11 protein-coding genes are annotated in these 21,197 nt (G+C 37.8%); 1 reads left to right on the top strand and 10 read right to left on the bottom strand.

The window, feature by feature from the left end:
* Window positions 1–235: 235 nt before the first annotated feature.
* Window positions 236–2,722, bottom strand: a complete 2,487-nt coding sequence (locus tag GVN22_RS15330) for a glycosyl hydrolase 115 family protein (protein WP_166551884.1) — start codon at window positions 2,720–2,722, stop codon at window positions 236–238.
* Between the two features lie 649 nt (window positions 2,723–3,371).
* Here GVN22_RS15330 and GVN22_RS15335 point away from each other — a divergent pair.
* The gene (locus tag GVN22_RS15335) at window positions 3,372–4,409 is read left to right on the top strand and encodes a LacI family DNA-binding transcriptional regulator (RefSeq protein WP_166551885.1); all 1,038 of its coding nucleotides are present in this window, start codon (window positions 3,372–3,374) and stop codon (window positions 4,407–4,409) included.
* A 150-nt stretch (window positions 4,410–4,559) separates the two neighbouring features.
* Here the strand turns inward: GVN22_RS15335 and GVN22_RS15340 are convergent, their stop codons facing one another.
* From GVN22_RS15340 to GVN22_RS15380, 9 genes are all read right to left on the bottom strand, one after another.
* On the bottom strand, window positions 4,560–7,376 hold the full coding sequence (locus tag GVN22_RS15340) for a pitrilysin family protein (protein ID WP_166551886.1): 2,817 nt from the start codon (window positions 7,374–7,376) through the stop codon (window positions 4,560–4,562).
* Window positions 7,377–7,386: 10 nt separating this feature from the next.
* Window positions 7,387–9,429 (bottom strand): protein-disulfide reductase DsbD, encoded by a 2,043-nt coding sequence (locus tag GVN22_RS15345; protein WP_166551887.1) that lies wholly within the window; start codon window positions 9,427–9,429, stop codon window positions 7,387–7,389.
* Window positions 9,430–9,484: 55 nt separating this feature from the next.
* Complete coding sequence (locus tag GVN22_RS15350; protein ID WP_166551888.1) at window positions 9,485–10,555, bottom strand: PLP-dependent cysteine synthase family protein; 1,071 nt, start codon at window positions 10,553–10,555, stop codon at window positions 9,485–9,487.
* Between the two features lie 545 nt (window positions 10,556–11,100).
* Window positions 11,101–12,225 carry a TlpA disulfide reductase family protein gene (locus GVN22_RS15355; RefSeq protein ID WP_166551889.1) on the bottom strand — a complete coding sequence of 375 codons (1,125 nt, stop codon included), beginning with the start codon at window positions 12,223–12,225 and terminating at the stop codon, window positions 11,101–11,103.
* Window positions 12,226–12,420: 195 nt separating this feature from the next.
* The gene (locus GVN22_RS15360) at window positions 12,421–13,530 is read right to left on the bottom strand and encodes a redoxin domain-containing protein (RefSeq protein WP_166551890.1); all 1,110 of its coding nucleotides are present in this window, start codon (window positions 13,528–13,530) and stop codon (window positions 12,421–12,423) included.
* Between the two features lie 251 nt (window positions 13,531–13,781).
* Window positions 13,782–15,155 (bottom strand): RagB/SusD family nutrient uptake outer membrane protein, encoded by a 1,374-nt coding sequence (locus GVN22_RS15365; RefSeq protein WP_166551891.1) that lies wholly within the window; start codon window positions 15,153–15,155, stop codon window positions 13,782–13,784.
* An 11-nt stretch (window positions 15,156–15,166) separates the two neighbouring features.
* Window positions 15,167–18,535, bottom strand: coding sequence for a TonB-dependent receptor (locus tag GVN22_RS15370; RefSeq protein ID WP_166551892.1), 3,369 nt, complete (start codon window positions 18,533–18,535; stop codon window positions 15,167–15,169).
* A 798-nt stretch (window positions 18,536–19,333) separates the two neighbouring features.
* A complete protein-coding gene (locus tag GVN22_RS15375; protein WP_166551893.1) occupies window positions 19,334–20,350 on the bottom strand; it encodes a FecR family protein in 1,017 nt (338 codons plus the stop codon).
* 191 nt (window positions 20,351–20,541) lie between these two features.
* Window positions 20,542–21,147 carry an RNA polymerase sigma-70 factor gene (locus GVN22_RS15380; RefSeq protein WP_310587355.1) on the bottom strand — a complete coding sequence of 202 codons (606 nt, stop codon included), beginning with the start codon at window positions 21,145–21,147 and terminating at the stop codon, window positions 20,542–20,544.
* Between the last annotated feature and the right edge of the window lie 50 nt (window positions 21,148–21,197).

A 21,197-nucleotide genomic window follows, 5' to 3' on the forward strand; every position in this document is an offset into this window, starting at 1 on the left:
AGGCACAGAGGCACAGAGGCACAGAGGCACAGAGGCACAGAGTGAAATTTATTTCTTTTTGAGATGGTTCATCTTAATCATCTAATTTTCAATTATTTATTTACAATTCGTAATTGATTGAAATTATTTTACACCTAGTTCGAGACTCTGTCTCGGACTGGATTTTGCTTCAGTTTTTAAACTGTTTTAATGACTAAGTCCAAGACTAAGTCTTGAACTAGGAAAGTGTTAACCATCAATTTCCTAAATAGGTCTTTGGTGTGTTTCCAAAGTTTAGGGTAATTTTTTGTAAAATTACGCCTGAGCTAATCATCCAATATTTGATAGTATGTTTTCCTACTTTTGTGATTATATGCTTGGTCGTTTTGGTATTAATATTATCCGCCGCCCATTGATTCCAGATACCTTTATCACTTGTTTTATCTTCTTTGTTAAGACTAACAATTTGGGGTGTCTCATCATCTATTGAAATCGCATATTGAAGTCCTTCTTCCGTTGCATGAAAATTTAACGTTGGAGAGAAATAGGCTTTTACAATTGCTTCTCCTGCTTGTTTAGTTTCTATCTCATATTCCACATGAGGAGAATTAGCACTCAAACTTTGGGTAGTTGCTGTTACGGGAAAAGTCGTAATAGCGGAACCTGTACGACCATGGTCAGGCAAAACTTTCCACGTAATCTCTTTTGTATTCATCAATTTTGAAAAACGATCTGCCTCCAAAGCAATTCCTGTATTTGTCCTTATACTATTCTCTAAGGGCTTTTCTGGCAAAGCTTCATTCGAATTCAGATACTTAACCTCTGGCATTTTTTGTTTTTCGGGCTGTTGCCAATAGGTATATCCTATATGTGTTTGACTCATCAAATGATTCCATTTACCCTGATTCAATTGATGATATTCGTTGGTAATCAATGAATCTTTGGCAAATAGTTCTTTTACCTTATCGGCATATTGGTTTGCTTTAATGGATTTTTCGGCAAATGCTTTTTTATTTAATGCTACCTGAAAATACATTTCGTATAAATTGGCACAAGCTTTAATCGGGTGCAAAACCAATTGAAAATAAGCATCCTGATATGGTTGAGGAAGTTTACTCTTCACAATCTCCGCACGTGACAGCAAATGTTGATATTCCTGATTTACACTTGCCCATTCACCAGTTTCCAATGAATAGGTTTTATCGTCCAACAATTCTGGTTTACGACGGGCATTATACTTGGTATATAATCTCAAAAGTTCCGCAATTTCTTGAGCATATTCTTGACCAAACTGTTGACTAGCCCAGTTTTTGGCGTATTTAGTCAAGTCATTTTCCTGTATTTTTTCAGGATTCCAAGCATAGTCCAAAAAGAATGAAATAGGATACTCCATTGGTTTTAGGTCACCTACGTTCACTATCCATATATTTTTCGCTTGATGTTCCCAAGCTAAATGCATCTGCTCCCAAATACGAGGGAGGGCATTGGTGTTCAACCACTTATAATTGCGTGGTCCACCTACATAGTCAAAATGGTAATAAATGCCATAGCCACCTTTTCTGGGTGCATCGATCAATTTGGGTAGTTTCCGTAAATTCCCCCAGTTGTCATCACAAAATAGCAATGTCACATCATCGGGGACTCTCATACCTTTATCATAATACTCCTGAACCTCTTTATAAATAGCCCAAAGCTGTGGCGTTTCTTGCGCAGGTTTTCCAGTTGCCTCTGCAATGATGTTACGCTGGTCTGCCACGATTTTTTCTAACAAAGCCGTAGCCGTTTCTCTCGACATAGGTTCGTCTCCATCACCTCGCATGCCTATGCTCACAATTTTCTCATTCCAAGCACGCTTCATTCCTTCCTTCCAAAATGTTCTAAGTTTCTCAGCATTCGCTTCATAATTCCATGCTCCTGAGCCAAATCTTCGCCATTCGTCGTGTGCACGCATCAATGGCTCATGGTGTGAAGTTCCGATAACTATTCCATACTTATCTGCCGTTTTGATATTCAGAGAGTCATCGGCATAAAAAGCATTTCCCCACATGGCCGTCCAGATATAATTGGCTTTCAAACGTAGTAGAAGTTCAAATACTTTTTCATAAAAATGATGATTAAATCCTCCGAACTTTTCTTTCGCCCATCCCGAAAGTGCAGGTGCTTCGTCATTCAAGAAAATACCTCTATATTTTACCTTTGGGGCATCTGTCTGAATAAATTGTGTTTTGAAATACAGTTCCTTTTTCTTCACCACAGGTACATCCGCCCACCAATTCCAAGGCGAAATACCCAGTTGCTTTGACAGTTCAAAAACAGCATACGCCACGCCACGACGGTCATTTCCTGCCAATACCAGCGCATTCGCTATTCCCGTTTGTGGGTTTTGTATCGTCTGAATCAAACTTCCCTCCCATTGCTGTGAAATCAAATGAGGCTTCAGCGATTTCTTTGCCATAAGCGCTTTAAGAAAGGTAGAATTATCAAAAGTACCAATGATAATCACATTGGTTTTGATGCCTTTAAAATCCGAAATGATTTCAAGTTTTTTACCTGTAACCGCTTCAATATCTTTTTGTAACAAAGAAGCAGAGGTTTTTACTAAATCCGTTTCTGAATTATCGACATATATAACCGATTGCGTTAGTGGAAAACCAGATTTTGGCACAAACATATTTTGCGCAAAACTCAACTGAGTGAACAAACACAAACTTATTCCCAAAAGCCATTTCACCATATTTGACATAATGATAGATTTAAAATTCAATACTTTTCACCATTAGAGACTCCGTAGATTTTCGTTGGTAAACCAAATCGTCGAAACATTCGGTAGATATACTTTGGAGCCATGGATAGCTCGCTGCCAACATATCTTCAAAGTCATAAATTTAAGTTTAGAAAATAATTCTTGATTGATTTTGTAGAGGACATTGATAAAACTTCGATTTTCAAAATTGTACAAAACCAACGATTGCAAAATTAAATAAAAACGATAAAAATACAACCGATTGCATAAATTTTTAAATTTAAACATTCTCTTGATTTTTTACTAAAAAAGTATGAAAATTGAGAAACATTAAAAGAATACTACTATTTATTCCTACAAAAACCAAATTACAAGCAACCTTAATTTGCACTATTTTAAGGCCATATTCATAAGAATATTAGGCAAAAACAAATAAAAAACGAAAATTAATGCAATCGGATACATTTTATATATAACATTAGGATCATTATTTCAACAATACACATAACTCACTTATAATCAGAATCTTATAATAAAAATATTATTATCTAGCTCGGATATCTATTCTCAAAATCGGGTAGAATGGCTTATCCTGAGTCCTCCATATAGAAAAGATTTTTTTTAGTATTTTTACGCAAACGTTTGCGATATGAAGAACACAAAGAAAGAAACAACCATATACGATATTGCCCAAAAATTGAACATTTCATCGGCGACGGTTAGTCGTGGATTGCAAGATCATCCAGCGATTAAAAAGGAGACTCGAAAGAAAATTTTGGAGACAGCCATCGAATTGGGATACCGCAGAAATATTATTGCTAGTAATCTTCGCAGACAAAAAACCAATACGATTGGCGTGATTGTACACGAACTAAATAGCAACTTTATCACTTCGGTATTGGCAGGAATTGAAAAGATCACCACTGAAGCTGGATACGATTTGATTATTGCGCACTCGTATGAGAGTTATGAAAAGGAGGTTGCCAATGCTACAAACCTTTTTCACAAACGAGTAGATGGATTAATTGCTTCATTGGCACTCAACACGACTAATCTTAACCATTATAAACAATATCACGACAAACATATTCCTGTTATCTTTTTTGACCGTGTCGAAGAGCGTTCGGATAGCGCCAAAGTGATCATTGATAATTATAAATGTGGCTATCAAGCAACTAAACATTTGATAGAACAGGGTTGTAAAAACATTATGCTGGTAACCGCCAGTTTAACACGCAACGTTTACCAACAACGTTATAAAGGTTATCGAGATGCGCTTGACGAAGCGGGTTTACCGTTTTCAGAAAGTAATGTTTTGATTAAAGATTTGAGTGAACAATGCGGAGTCGAAGCAGCAGAGTATATCTTACAAATGAATCCTCGTCCTGATGGAGCATTTATTACTAATGATTTTTCGGCAGCAGTGTGTATGAAAACGCTTAAGGAAAATGGCGTTAATATTCCAGAAGATATTGCGATTGTTGGCTTTAATAATGATGCCGTCGGCAAAATTATAGAACCACAACTTACCACAATAGATTACCCAGGTATAGACATGGGGGAAATAGCCGCAAAAAGCTTGATTGAGCAATTGGCAGGAGACACCAAAATTAATCAAATCAGTACCTTAGTCGTTCGTTCAGAATTAATTGTGAGAGGTTCATCCTTGAAACAAAAAAATACATAGCGAATTAATTCTTGGCTAACGATATCATTTCTATCGAATTAGTTACCAAGACAGCGTCCATAGAAATTATTCAAGGCATAAAAAAAAGCTACACTATATCATAGCAGTAGCTTTTTGCTTCATCTAACTTAACTAAATTACCTTTAAAATTTACTTGTCTAATTCAACGATAGGATAGCCTAATTTTTCTAAATTAGGTTTTAAGCTTTTTTTATCACCCACCACCACAATAATCATGTTGTTGTAGGGTAAGTATTTTTTGGCAAGGGTATCAATCTCCGAAGCAGACAAGGTGGCTAATAATTGCTTTCTTTTTTCTGCAAAATCCCCCAATTCTTCAAACTCCAATGCCAACCCTAAAAAGGAAGCTTTTTGTGCCTGTGTCTCATATTTAAGTGCATCGCTTTGACCGATAGATTTTTTGGTAAAAGCCAATTCTTCTTCCATGATACCTTTGTCGGCATATTGCTTAATCTCTTTGATAAACTCAACAATTGAACTATCGGTTGCCGTTGCTTTTACACTAGCTTGTGCGGTAAAATTGCTGGCGATTCTAGAATTACCAAAGCCCGAACGCGCACCATAAGTGTATCCTTTTTCCTCACGTAGATTCAAATTGATACGGCTGTTAAATGCTCCACCCAAAACATAATTCATTACCTCAGCAGCATAATAGGTTCCTACGGGTGTGTAAGCAAAGTCTGTGAGATAACCTATGCGAATTTCGGATTGAGGAGCTTTCTCTTTGTCGACCAAATACAAAGTAGGCTTCAAGGTATTAGGCTTTGGAGCAATCTTTGGCAAATTGAGATTTTTTGCCTTCCAGTTTTCCAAAAACTGTAATTTGGGTAAAATGTCCTTTTCTGTCATATCTCCAACCACAACCAAACTCGTTACGTTTGGAGCAAAATATTGCTGATAAAGTGCCTTAACATCCTCTAACGTGACATTTTTCACCGTTTCAACTGTTCCACTTAAAGGATATGACTGGATACTTTCGGAGCCGAACAAAATTTTACTGTAAGCTTTATCGGCAATAGCTGCGGGCTGAGTACTTTGATTCGCAATGCCTTCTAATTGTTGTTTTTTCAAACGCTCAAAATCCTCTGGAGCAAATTTGGGTTCAAACATTTTTTCTTGCAAGATGGCTAAGGTTTCATCGAGATTCTTGGTCAAGGAACTCACTTGGACATAAATCGCCTCAGCACCTGCATTGAACGACACCGAACTTCCTAATTTTCTCAACATGCCATCCAATTGTTCAGCAGTATGTTTTTGAGTAGCTTCGTTCATCATCGCCACCGCCAACGGTACAACTCCAACTTTAGACAAATCCGTTGCGGAAATGGTATGTCCTCCTTTGATAGAAAACGATAGTGTTACCGAAGGAATCTCATTGGAATAACTACCAATAACTTTGATTCCATTAGACAATTTTTCTTTCCAAAATGCAGGAATCTTTAAAGTTGGATTTGCACCAGCTTCAGGTTTTTTGCTTCTGTCAAACGTATCTTTTGCTTTTACATATTTCAAGCCTTTGTATCCATAATCGGGTGCTTGATACTTTTCATGAGAAGCTGTGTAATTATCTGGTGCCGCTATCAGCTCTTTTTTTCCTTTAGGGTAAACACTTAAAATAACTCCATATTTACCTTTCAAATATTGCTGATATACTCTCAAAACATCCTCTTTTGTCACCGCCAAAACAGCCTTATGTTCTTTGGTTAGCAAATTGGCATCGCCTCCCAGCATCTGGCAATGGGCTAATTGTGAAGCTTTTCCTGACACACTCGAAAGTGATTTTACAACATTTGACTCATATCTTGCTTTAAATTGTTTTAAATCGTCATCTGTTACCCCTCTTTTTTCAAACTCTTCAAGGGTTTGTCTGACCATCTGTTCAAGTTGGCTCAAAGGGGTGTTTGGCAAGCCAAGCACGGTCATGGTAAACTCCCCTGATAATTCAGAAGTAGAGTTATACACACCAGCTTGTATGCCTTTTTGTGCTTTTACAAAATTTTTGTAAAATAAAGAAGTCGCTCCTCCGCCTAAAATCTCCGCTAAAACATCCAATGCGGGCTCGTCTTTGTGAAAAGATGGTACTGTCGGAAATACCATTTGCAACATCGGAAAACGAATATTGTCTTCATAGCTCACATATCTATCTTTGTTGATAGAAAATGGCGCTAATACGGTTGGCGATACCGCAGGACCTTTGGGAATAGAGCCAAAGTATTTTTCTACTAATTTGATTACCTCTTTCGGATTTACATCTCCTCCAATCGTCAGAGTAGCATTGTTTGGTCCGTACCAACGAAGGAAGAAGTTCTTTAAATCACTCACTTCTACCCTATTGAGGTCTTCAACGTAGCCGATTGTAAGCCAAGAATAAGGATGTCCATAAGGATACAGTGTACGTGCAACATACTCCGCACCAGCCGCATAAGGTCGATTGTCGTAGTTTTGTCCTTTTTCGTTTTTGACGGTCGCACGCTGTACTTCAAACTTTTGTTGAGTAACAGCATCCAACAAAAAGCCCATTCTGTCGGCTTCTAACCACAAAGCTCTTTCAAGCTGGTTGCTTGGAATGGTTTCAAAATAATTGGTTCGGTCACGATTAGTGGTACCGTTCATCGTTCCGCCAGCTTCGGTGACTAATTTAAAATGCTCCTCATCTTTGACATGGTCAGAACCTTGAAACATCATGTGTTCAAAGAAGTGAGCAAAACCAGATTTTCCGATTTCCTCTCTCGCAGAACCCACATGATAAGTAACATCTACATGGACTATTGGATCTGAATGGTCTTCATGGATAATTAAAGTCAATCCATTCGGGAGTTTGTATTTCTCGTATGGAATCACCATCTCATTGCCTTTCTTTATAACCTTTTCTACGAGTTTGGTTTGGGCAATAGTTATCTGACTACTTGCAAAAGCAAATAGTGCTAAAACGATGTGTTTTTTCATTGGACTAATATTATTTTTTAAAAGCTTTTAAACCACTTTCTAGAAAAGATAAAAAGTTGTTTTCGTCATAATTGGCACCTTGAGGTTTTACCAATGTCTGCCCTTCGTTGTCTAGCAAGACATAATAAGGTTGAGAATTAGTATTGAACTGCTTCGCCTGCATTTCGCTCCATTTTTTACCAATAGTCGTAATTTGTTTTTGGCTGTAAGTAGAAAAATACTGCTCAGACTTCGCCAATTCGGTTTTGTCATCCACATATAACTGAATAATCACATAGTCATTTTGTAGACGGTTCAGTACCGAAGGTTTTGACCAGACTGTTGCCTCCATTTTGCGACAGTTGACGCAGGCATGACCCGTAAAATCTATCATAACAGGCTTATGATTGGCTTTTGCATACGCCATTCCTTCCTCATAATCGAAGAAAGTGTCAAGATTGAGTGGCGCATGAAAAATTTCACCATATTTTCGAACTGGATGTTGGCTCATTTGTGGATTACCTGCACCAATTTTTTGTGTATATAAATCAAAGTCTTGGGTATGCTGTGGTGGCAAAAATGCGGCAATCGAGTCAAGTGGCGCACCCCACAAACCTGGCACCATATAAACCGTGAATGCTAGAGAAATAATAGCCAAAAATAGGCGTGGCACTGATAAATACGCCACTGGAGAATCATGGGAAAATTGGATTTTGCCCAAAAGATAAAGCGTCAATAAAGCAAAAATAGCAATCCATAGTGTCAGAAATATTTCACGGTCGAACCATTGCCAATGATAGGCTAAGTCTACATTTGACAAAAATTTCAAGGCTAAGGCTATCTCCAAAAAGCCTAAGACAATTTTGACAGAATTTAACCATCCCCCTGATTTAGGCAAAGCGTTCATCCATGCTGGAAACATCGCAAACAAGGTAAACGGCAATGCCAAAGCCAAGGCAAACCCAAACATTCCGATGGCTGGCCCTAATAATTGTCCCATCGTGGCTGCTTGTACTAATAGTGTTCCAATGATAGGTCCTGTACATGAAAATGAAACTAAAGCTAGTGTCGTTGCCATAAAGAAAATACCTAGATAGCCTCCTTTATCAGCACCTTTATCTGAAGCGTTGAGCCATGATGCTGGTAACATGATTTCGAATGCTCCAAAAAAGGAAGCTGCAAAAACAATCAACATCACAAAAAATACAAGGTTAAAGATTCCATTGGTAGATAAATCATTTAAGGCATCTGCACCAAAAAATACAGTGATCAATAATCCCAAGGCAACATATATCACAATAATTGACAGACCATAAACCAATGATTTGGTAATGCCATTTGATTTTGAACTAGCTTGTTTGGTAAAAAAACTTACCGTCATAGGCAGCATCGGAAAAATACAAGGCATCAACAAAGCAGCAAAACCACCTAATAAACCTGCTAAAAAGGTTAACCACAAGGCTTGTTGCTCTTGTTTGGGAGGCGTTGTTGCTGGACTGCTTTGTACCTTACTGGCTGTATCTACACTGGCAACTGGAAGAGTCTCAACCTTTGCTTCTTGAATAACGGTATCTTTTTGAGGAGTTGGGACAAGACTCGTGTCTTTCTTCGTACTTTTTTCTTCCTCTACTTTCACAGGAATCGAAAACTCCAACTCATCGGGAGGAAGACATTGGGTGTCGTCACACACCATAAACTCCACCGAACCTTTGACGGTCGTCGTTGTACTTTTGACCTTAATCTTTTGAGAAAACTTCGCTGATTTTTCGAACCACAATAGGTCCATTCCAAAAGTTTGGTCAAACGCTTTTACTACTTTACTATCTTCCGAAACCCCACCTATCAGTTCAAAATCTGGCGAAGGAGTTAATTTGAACTTTGTGGGCACAGGACCACCCTCTGCAATGTGTTGTGAGTAAATATGCCAATGCTTATCGATGGTGGCGATGAAGGTCAACTGAACCTCCTTGTTAAACAAAGAAGTAGCTTTAAATGACCATTTTACGGGCTTTTTGATTTGCGCCTCAGCTACTATCGCTAGGCAGAGCAGGAACAAGGTGAAGATTTTTTTCATTGTGTATAAAGGTTTATCAATGAACGATTTAGTGATTTTTTTTCAGAAAAGCTAGTTAACCCATTCGTGGAGAAGGAAATGCCAGCCTACTGATAGGGCGAAAGTTGACAAACTCTATTTCGGGTGACAAGTATCCATCTTTCACGGGTTCTTCACGCATCAAATCTGTGCTCAAATACTTTTTGTTATCATCACAAAGAATCGTTACTACCCTTGCCTCCTCTCCTAACTCTTCTTGCACCTTAATAGCGCCGATTAAGTTAGCACCCGACGATATACCTACCGCCAAACCAAGTTGGCGAGCTAGCTTTTGCGCCAAAATAATCGAGTCGCCATCACTAGCCTGAACGGGTGCATCTAGTTCATCGAATCGAATAATGTCAGGAATAAACTCATCCGAAATTCCTTGAATACGGTGTGAGCCAATTTTGCGTCCAACCGAAAGAGTTGGTGACTCGGCAGGTTCGAGAGGATGTACTTTGATATGCTTATTTCGAGATTTTAGATACCTACCCACTCCCATGACGGTACCTCCAGTACCTACACCCGCCACAAAGGCATCGGGCGATACATCTATGCTTTGCAATTGTAACCAAATCTCTTTCCCTGTGGTCATTTGGTGGGCATCTGCATTGTATGTATTAGCAAATTGCCTTGGTAAAAACACCGAATCGTTCAAGGCTGCCATTTTTTCAGAAAGTCGAATACTGCCCAAAAATCCTCCTTCTTCTTTGGAAATCAAGGTAATTTCTGCTCCAAAACTGGCAATAATATCCATACGCTCTTTACTCAGCCAATCTGGCATAATGATTTGTACGGGATGTCCCAGACTTCGACCAATGGCACAAAATGAAATACCTGTACTACCGCTTGTGGCTTCTACAATAATGTCGTCAGGGTTGATTTTGCCTTCCTCATAAGATTTTTGCAGGATATACAAAGCCATTCGGTCTTTGATACTTCCTGTGAGATTGTATTGTTCACATTTTACATACAAAGAGCGTTTTTGTCCTTTGTAGGTATAAAAAATCTCCAGCATGGGGGTATTGCCCACCAAATGCCAAAGGTGATTAAATTTTTCTTGTAAATCCTTACTAATAGCAGGATTGATTGTTGATGGAAGCATAATTCAAAAAGGTAATGAGAAGAATAGTTGCAATGGGGTAAATAGAAAGAAGTTATTAGTTAATTGTATATTAGTTATAAAATAACTTTCATTTTCAGACAAGTACAATCAAAAAATACTTCAAATACATTGTTAATTTAATCTTTCCTAATGAAGCTGTTTAAACTTTTCAAAAGCAGTTTTATTGATTAATTCTTCGTCTTACTTTTTGTCTTAATACAAAAAGTAACAAAAAAATCAAGAATTTATAAACTCGCTGCGCTCAAACAGTATAAATTCATTGCTGACGCATGCAATTTTACGAAAGTTTAAACAGTCTCAATACTTAAAATTAACTCATCGAAAATGATAGTCTATATTAATCAATCTTAAACCGTAGCAACAGGACAATGAATAAACTTCTCAAATGTGTTATTCATCTGATTTTAGAGGATTAATTGTCAGGTTCGTCCAATCAAGCACCTGTTGCATACGGTTTGAGAAAAAGGATAAAGTATTGCACATAAACCCTAAATTCATGACTTTCAACACTTTACTTTTTTCATTTACTCTTTCACTAACTCTGCTAGTTTTTTCTCTAAATCCTCACCACGAAGGTTTTTAGCGATAATTTTACCGTTTTTGTCTAGCAAAAAGTTCATTGGTACTGCTGCTACTGCATACATTTTAGCTGCCTCATTTTGCCAACCTTTTAGGTCAGAAACATGAATCCATGTGAGTTTATCAGCATCAATTGCTTTCATCCAATTGGCTTTTTTATCGTCCAAAGAAACCCCCACAATTTCAAAGTTTTTATCACGGTATTGATTATACGCCTTCACAACATTCGGGTTCTCTTTGCGACATGGTCCACACCAGCTTGCCCAGAAATCTACCAATACATATTTACCTTTAAGGGACGCTAAATTGAAGGCTTTACCTGTTGAATCTGCCATAGTAAACACAGGTGCCATACGACCCACATCTACTTTGGCGGCTTTGTCCAAAAAGGTTTTTACTTCTTGTCCGTAAAAGGAATCCTTCGCATTTTTAGCTAAATAATTAAAATATTCTTTGGCTTTTTCCTCTGAACCTGGTCTTGTAAAATAGCTATAAATAATAAAAGGACTAATCAAAGAAGTGGGGCGAGTAGTAATATATTGCTTACAAACACTGTCAGCGTAACTTTCACCTTGACGGAAGAGTTTGCTAGCTTTTTCTCTAATAGCCAAACTATCAGGCGTTTTGTTTTGTCTTGTTTCCCAAAACATTTTATCAGCCTTACCCATTAATGCATGAGCGCCTTCCATTTGTTTACGGTGAATCATCCAATCTTCATGAATTTTTGATCCTTTTACCGTGGCTTTACCAATAGAGTCTTTTTGGGCAACAACCGTAATCTTTCCACTTTGAACAAAAATTCGAGCACTCTCTTTTTTAGGAACTAGATATAGATTGTAAATCGCAGGGTGTTTGATTTCTCCTTGAAAGGTAAAAGTTCCATCTGGGCTAATCAATGAATCTATGTCAAAGCCTTTCCCGTTGTAAGTAGACAAATACACTTTCTCGTTTTTAAGACCCGAGATTTTGCCTGAAATATGGTATTTTTCGGTAGCTACAGCTTTTTTTTGCGCAAAAAGCCCTGTGACAGCGAGCATGCTGATGCTCATTGCCAATACTATTTTTTTCATAAAAGAATTGGTTAAACTTTGAAAATGATGAATTATGAGTTGTGAGTTAGTAGTGTACGAAGGATTTCAAACAATTTCAGATTTGGGATATTGGATTTCGGAAATATAGAAGCTTACACTTCCGAAATCCAATATCCCAAATAAACAGTTTCAACACACCTACCTAATAGTATTGCCCCAACTTCATAATTTTGTCTATTTAATAAAATGATCTAATGCTTTTTTGAGCTCTTCGCCTCTCAAATTTTTGGCAATAATTTTGCCCCTTTTATCTAGCAAAAAGTTAGTAGGAATCGCCGAGATTAAATAGCGTTTAGCCACTTCTCCTTCCATCCCGTTTCCATCGCAAACCTGTGTCCATAGGAGCGAATCCGTCTCTATGGCCTTTGTCCAACTCTTTATGTTATCGTCAATCGAAACGCCAATAATCTCAAAATCCTTTTCTTTAAACGCTTGATACATTTGTACCAAATTGGGGTTTTCTTGGCGACAAGGTCCGCACCAACTAGCCCAAAAGTCAATGAGTACAAACTTTCCTTGCAACGACAATAATTGGAATGGATTTCCGTTTACATCCCGTATCGTAATTTCAGGGGCTATTTTGCCAACACTCACTTTTTCATTTTCGAACAAATAAGATTGAATCGTTTTTCCATAAAATGATTTCTTCACAACATCTGTCAAAACCTCAAAACTCTCACGGGCTTTTGCTTCCTGATTTGCCTGCATGAACCTAGACTTGATAACCATCGAACTTACGATCGAATTGGGATGAGATTTTACAAATTCGGTAGTCACGCTGTCATAAAAAGATTCCACTTCTGTAAAAATGGCATATATCTTTCTTTGCTTTTCGGTGGATGTCAGCGTATTATCTGACTCCACTGCGCTGACTCCTTTGGCAAATTTTCGTCCCAGTTTTATCTGTTCTTGATAAATATCCATGTCATCATTGGCACTTGAACCCTGTATCTGTGCATGTTCCAAATCGCCTGCTTTTGCGGTTACCAGCATATTCCCAGCCTGTACTACTATTTTTCGTTCGTCCGTCATGGGACTGAGATATAGTGTAAAAGTTTGAGGATATGCCAATTTTCCCTGAAAGCGAAAACTTCCATCTTGTGAGAAAACAGAGTCAATGATTTCCTTTTCGTGGAAATAGCTTTTTAAAAAGACTTTACGTTTTTTAAGCCCTGCTATTTTACCACTAATCTGATACTTTGGGGTTTGTTCATGTTGTTTCTGTCCCAAAACGGTTGAACTGACCCAAAGTAGCCACAACAAAGCATTTCCAAAATTTTTCATAAAACCTATTCTTGTTTCAAAAAGGAAATTACAAAACATCTCTGAAACAAGAATAGGTATCATGGAATATTAGTGCAGAATTGTGAGTTAGACCTATTTGAAAGGTTTCAAACAATTGCGGATTTAGGATTGCTGATTGCGGAAATATTGAAAATACCTTCAATTGGGTAAAAAAGTAGGTTATACTTCCGCAATCCAACATCCGATATCCGAAATGGATATACTACTAGCTCACAATTCTCCTTTAACACTTAATACCCTGGGTTTTGAGTAAGGTTTTTGTTGGCAGCACGCTGGTTTTCTGGAATAGGGTACAATACTGCGGTCGATTTCCATGTATTTTTTCTAATTCCTCCCAAAACAGCATCGGCACGACCTGTACGTTTCAAATCAAGCCAACGATGCCCCCATTCACCAAATAATTCTAGCTTTCTCTCTTTTTCAATTGCCAATAACAATTGATCTTTGGTAATAGTACTCGTCAATGCGGCTAATCCTGCTCTTTTACGAATAATATCTACGTCAGCTTTTGCTTCAGCGATTTTACCTTGTTGCGCTTTAGCCTCCGCATCAATTAAATACAATTCTGCAAAACGCAAACCTACGTTGTATTCATTTCCTGTACCTGTTCTTACTTTGTACTTATTGATAAAGTAATATTTTACGCCACCAACAGTTGTAATGCCTGTCCAGTTAGTTTTTCTTAAATCGACATCCTCAAAAGACTTATACAAAGTATCTACTAAAGTAAAAGCTGGAATCACACCAGAAGCAGCCAAGAAATTGCCTCCGAAAGTTGATACTCCTGAAGCATTAGCCTGTTGCCAAATAATTTCGTTACTCGTATTCACAAATACATCTGCCAAAGCTGGCAATGTATAGGCTTGCGAACTAATTACCGAGGTAGCGCTAGTTTCTGCATTTGCCCAGTCTTTTGTGTACAAATACGCTCTTGCCAGCAAAGTCGAAGCGGCATATTTATTGGCTCTAGCCTTAAACGTTCCAGCATAAGTAGCAGGAAGTTGTGCTTGCGCTTCCTTCAAATCGGTAATGATTTGTTTCCAAACATCAGCCGCAGGCGTTCTAGGCAAAGTCGCATTCGTAGCATAATCTGCGTCAGGAGTTAATGGCATTGGCACATCTCCAAACAAATTGACTAGGTAAAAATAAGTCAAAGCACGAACAAACTTTGCTTCTCCCAACAATTGGTCTTTCAAGGATGGCGTCAACGTTTGAGATTGATTCAATCCGTAAATTGCATTATTGGTATTTTTGATTTGTTGATAAGCAATATACCAAATTGAGTTTTCTACCAGAGAATTGGTATTGGTTAAAGCATTTTTTTCAAATTCATCATAAGACGCATTCACGGTATTGTACTGAATATCATCTGCTGATAAGCCTGGGTAAAAAGTGCTTGCCTGCACAAAGCTTGTCATGTTACCGATTGAATACAAACCTAGTACTGCACTGGTAGCTGTGGCATCGGCTTTGAAAACATCCTGCGATACCACTTGTGTCGGTGGCGCACCCAAATCGACAAACGACTCGCATGAGCTAAATAAAGTCGAAATAGCGATGGCTGATGCCCAAAATCCACTTTTAAATTTATGTATATTAATCATAGTAAATTCAATTAAAATGAGCAGTTAATTCCTAACATGATGGTTCTAAGTGGAGGCAATACTTGCCCAATTGTTCCTGTTCCCAAACCAGATGGGCCACCCGAAACTTGTGTTTCTGTATCCAAAATGTATTTGTTTTTTGACCAAGTAAATAAGTTTTGTCCTTGAACAAACACACGACAGTTGGTCATACCAATAGCTTTGGCGATTTGACTCGGAAACTGGTATGAAACACTCGCAGAACGCATTTTCAAATAAGAAGCATCTCCCCAAAAAGCATCCGACGAACTAAAGAAATTGTAAGAGTTGGCAATAGCAGTTCCAGCAGTAGCAGATGCACCTGGAATAGTAGTAATGTCTCCTTCTTGTTTCCAAATATTCAAATACGAAGCATTTTGGTTAGTCAACGCCCCTGGTCTTGTATTGATGATATTGGTTTGTCCGAAACGATGGTTGAATTGGAAGAAAATATCAAATTGGAATCCTTTGTACGATACCGAGTTACCCAAACCTCCATAATATGGGGTTCCGATTTTGGCTACATATCTGTCGTTAAAATCAACTACACCGTCTTTATTGATGTCTTCGTACTGAGCTGCTCCCGTTTTAGGGTCAACACCTAAATAGTGTAATACTCTGGTAAAGTTGATAGGCTGACCAATAATATATGAGCTACTCGAAAAAGTATTTTCCAAACCATCAAATTTCAACAATTTGTTTTGTGGTAAAGTAATATTGAAAGTAGTTGTCCATTTCCAATCACCACGAGAGATATTGGTCGTATTTACTTCAAATTCCCAACCGCTATTTTCAATCAACGCTGGTAAGTTAGCTTGAATAGCATTATAACCACTTTGCGTTGGTAGTCTCAAATAAGCAATTTGATTTCCAGAACGGTTGTTGTAATATTCTGCGGTAAACAAAACTTTATCTTTCAAGAAGCCTAATTCTAAAGCTGCTTCAAACTTTTTAGTTGTTTCCCATTGAATATCTGCGTTTGGTAAGGTTGTTGGCACCAACGAAGGATTACTCAAATAAGTAGTCGAAGTACTATACAAAGGCAAATACAAATAGTTAGAAATTTGGTCGTTACCATTTGTACCATAACTCGCACGTAATTTACCAAAGCTCAAAGCTGGGATACTTTTAGCAAAATCTTCTTGTGAGAATACCCAAGCAGCACCCAAAGCACCAAAGTTACCAAAGCGATTATTTGGTCCAAAACGAGAAGAACCATCACGACGGAAGGTAGCATTGACAAAATATTTGCCTTGCCAATCATAATTTACACGTCCAAAAATTGCATTGTACTTGTACTCAACAATGTTGTTGTAGTTTACCGTCACTAATCCAGCGCCCGAAAGGGTATTCAACAACGCCTCTGTACTATAGTTAGTGGCAGTTAACGAAAACCCATTTGAGGTATTATGTTGCCAGCTTGCACCCACTACTGCCAAAAGTTTGCCTTTGCCGATTTCTTTCACATACTCCGCTGTAGGTTCAATAATATAGTTTTGAGCCTTATTGTCCGCAAAGTTTAAAGTACTGGTTGGGTTCGACGATGGGTTCAACACCGAGGCTGGCGTCAAGTTTTTCTGCTCTAAATCAGTAATTGTATATCCAAAGTTTGCCTTTAAGTTTAAGCCTTTTGTAACATTATAACGAACGGTTGCATTACTAATCAAATTAGACGTGTTAGCATTGTTCTGACGCATCAAAGTTGAGAGTGGATTGGTGAAGTTGTTCGACCAAAACATCTTTCCATTGGCGTCGTACAAAGGTAAATTCGGAGGAAGGTTATACACCGAAGTCAAATCGCTTTGAGGCAAATTTGTTTTATCTTTCGAATAACTTAATGCTAAGGTAAAATTCAATTTCTTATTTCTGGTACTATGGTCGAGATTCAATCTACTTGAAAATCTTGTGCTTGAGTAATCACCAGGGAAAATCGTAGTTTCGTTGCGGTATCCCAAATTGAACATAAATTTGGTAAAAGCATCACCACCAGACAATGACGTTTGTACATCATTGACTTTACCAGTACCTCCCAAGAAATACTTTTGCCAGTCGGTAGTTTTGGTTCTGTCCCACACTGTCAAGTCTGGGGCATTACTGGTATTGGGCGTAACACCGTCGTTTTTGAATGCCTGTGTTCTGAGGTCATAATATTGATCAGGGCTCAACATCGGAATAAAGCGGTTCAATTCTGTAAAACCAGTTGAAGCATTTACATCAAATTTTGTTTTACCAGATTGACCTCTTTTAGTCGTAATCAACACCACACCGTTCGCTCCACGAGAACCATAAATAGCCGTTGCATCGGCATCTTTCAAAATATCAATTCGCTCAATATCGTTGGGATTAATCATGCTAAATGGACTAATACCGCCATTAGCACCTGAAATACCGAAGGCATTGAGGTTATCAGTTGCGGGGCTACCACCATTAAAGTTGGTAAACGGAACACCATCAATCACGTACAAAGGAATTGTTCCTGATGACAATGACCCCTGACCACGAATTTGAATTTGGACAGCACTCCCTGGTAAACCATTATTTTGAGCAATCTGAGCACCAGCGATACGACCTGGCAAAGCAGCTAATACGTTTGATACTGGCTGTTTACCGATTTCTGCCGAAGTAATCGACGTCACCGAACCAGTATTGATTCTTTTTGAAGAAGTACCATAGCCAATAACCACTACCTCGTCTAGTGAACGAAGTGCTTGTTTCAACGAAACTTTGATATTGGTCGCGTTTCCAACGGTAACACTATACGATTCGTAGCCTACGTAGGTAAATAGTAGCACATAGCCTTTTTTCGCCATGACTCTAAATCTACCTTTTTCGTCAGTAATTGTTCCAAAAGGCGTGCCTTTGGCTGTCACCGAAACCCCAATAAGGGGCTCACCAGATTCCGCAGCGACCACGGTTCCTGTAACTTCCTCTCCTTGGCTACTTTCGGCTTGGGCGTTGGGTAAACCGTTTGCCTTTAAAAGATTCAAATTGTTGTCTACTACCTTCGACAAAATAATCATGCGATTGTCTTGTACCGAAAATTTGATACCTAAAGGCTTTAAAAGTACCTCCAAAGCACTCCCTAAAGTTTCTTTTGAAGAGTTAATAGATACAATTTGATTGATATTGATTTGGCTACTGCTATATACAAACTTTACTTTCGCTTCTTTCTCTAGTTGCGTTAAAGCAGCCTTTAATTTCACGTTCTCTACCTTGACGGCAATATTCTGATTTAGAACACCTTGTGCAAGATTTACATGGGCGTGAATAATTCCTGTGAACACCATAATTATGATGACCTGACACATCGTAAACCGCATAATTCGAAGGATTAATTCTTTGATTCGATAATTTTCTGTCATACCTTTGATTGGGTTTTATTCTTTTTTGAAATGGAGGGATAAGACAATATTTTCTCGCCACCGCTGCCGAGCGGTGTGACGAAACAAATAAACTCGAGGGCAAGAGTGCTGGAACCACTCTTGTCTTTTTTTATGCTTGGATTTTTTTCATTTGACGTTTTGGCTTTAAGGGTTGACGAATTAGTTAAGGATATTTAATTTTTAGAGTGATAAAAATTTTAGTGCTGAATTGTGATTGTAAATTTTTAATTATTAGCATTTTACATTAAAATCAAATACAATCTTATTTTGCACTAATTCATTCAGAAAGAATCTCTTTCAGATCAAAAACGATGACTCTTTCTATTTATCTAACTTCTCATGTCGACTACTGGAACTAGTCTAAATGATTGATTATTCTTTATTAAAATATTCTGTAGTTGAATGTTATTTGTTAATGGTATATCTGTTATTGGAGCGTGTTTTAAAAAAACATTAAGCATTTGTCGAAAAAACAAAATTTCCCTTCGCCACTCCTTACTTTTCTTCACTAGGCGTGCCCGTCTAACACAAGAAAAGTAACCGCGCGGCGGCCGCAAAAGAAAGTCAAGAAATCCTAATCGGAGTGGCGACCCACCTCGCCTACGGCTCAAACAATAGGATTTCATTAAACCAAATACAACATTTTAATGACTTATAAAATTTAAACATATTCTAAGAAGCCCCTCATATTCAAAAAACTTTTATAACTTTTTCAATCATACAGATTGTTTTATTCACAAACCAAAAATCCTTGTCACCATCTCAAAACTCAACAATTTACCTGCACCCTTCTGCTTTCAAAAAAACTTTATTCCCCTCAATCACATAACTTCCATTCATAATTTGACAAAGAATCGTCATGGTTTTATCCAAAGATTGGTCTGTAAAATCTGCGGTGATTAAACAGTTTCCTATCGTATTGTTGGTAAGTTCGAAATCTACATCAAACTTGGTTGAGATTTTTTCTAATACATCCGACATACGAGCATCTTCAAAACTCATATTATACTCAGTATTAAGCAAATAAGACGCAGTGTTTTCTGCTGTTGCTGCTTTAATCTCCTTTTCTTGTGGCATACAAATGGCCTTTTCTGACGGAAGTACCAAAATATGCTTACTACCGTTTGCCAACGAAACTGCCACTTTTCCCGTAAATACTACCACTTCGACGTGGTTGCCTATTGGTCGGATATTAAAACTTGTCCCCAACACCTTGGTATTCATGCCATTGGAGTGAACGACAAAAGGATGACTTGCATCTTTGGCAACCTCAAATAGCGCCTCTCCAATCAAACTTACTTCACGAGTAGCATTCACAAAATGCTCAGGGTATGTCAATGAACTGTTCCCCTTTAACCAAATAATACTGCCATCTTCCAATATCACCTTTTTAGTTTTTCCAACCGAAAAGGCTTGAAAAGTTTCATTCTTTAAATCAAACGTATCATAACCCATTGGGCTCAAAGCAAACACACCGCCCATTACCAATAGTACAGACGCAGCAATTCTGGCAATCTTATTGAATCCAAATGGTATTATTCTAGCAGGGGCTTCCTCGCTCAAACGTGCTTGAATTTGTTGATACATTTTACTTTTCAAAGCACCTTCTTTAGCGATTTCCTTTTCTAGCGATTCATCCGTGTTTTCAGTCAATGAATCTAACCATTGTTCAATCAAGATTTTCTCAGCAGGCGAACACTTTCCTTGCTGATATTTTTCAAACAGAATTAATAATTTACGGTCTTGCATATATTTATGATAGTCTATAAAAGGACTCAAAGAATATTTGGACATTTTCGAAAAACACCAAATATGATTTTACTCCTTTCTAATAGTGAAGTAAATTGAAGATGCAATTACACCTACTCCAAAAGAAAAAAATTTAATAAAAATTTATTTTTGAGTAAAAATGCTTAGATATTGAGGGGTTGTTGATTGGGTGAATCAGTGATTATTTCTCAATTTTGAAGAAAGTCCATCCACTCCTATCCCATTATTCCAAATACGATTATCAAAATCAAAAAATCTCCTAAATCTTCTCGAAGATGTTTGAGGGCTTTTGTCAAATGGTTTTCGACTGTTTTGTGCGAAATATTCAATTGCTGGGCAATTTCTTGAATGCTCAAATGTTGCACCCGACTCATGCGAAATACTTCTTGGCATTTTTCGGGTAAGTCGCTCATGCTTTTTTCCAGCATCATACGAAGTTCATTGAAAGCAATACTCTCGTTGTTGGAATCGTCAAAAAGTTGTTCTCGGAAATGGGTAAATTGCGCTAGATAGTTATTTCTAACTTCTGTAGACTTCATGAAATTCAGCATCTGAAACTTAACCGCCTGATAGAGATAGCCAGAAACAGAGCTTTCGATTTTGGTAGTTTTGCGATTGGCCCACAAACTCACGAATACTTCTTGGATGATTTCTTCACAGGTTTCTTTGTCACGCAAACGATTGTAGGCATAGGCATATAGTTTTGACCAATAACGCTCATATATTTCGTCAAAGGCCATTGACTTTCCCTCCTGAAGAAGTGAAAAAAGTTCTATATCGCTATGTGTTGGCGCGTTTTTGATGGGCTTAAATAGAATTATTAATGATTAGTTCTCATAAATTCGATTTACAAAACTATAGGACTATTTAA

Source organism: Cellulophaga sp. BC115SP (assembly GCF_009905545.1).
In the GTDB taxonomy this organism is placed as follows: Bacteria; Bacteroidota; Bacteroidia; order Cytophagales; family Spirosomataceae; genus Flectobacillus; species Flectobacillus rivi.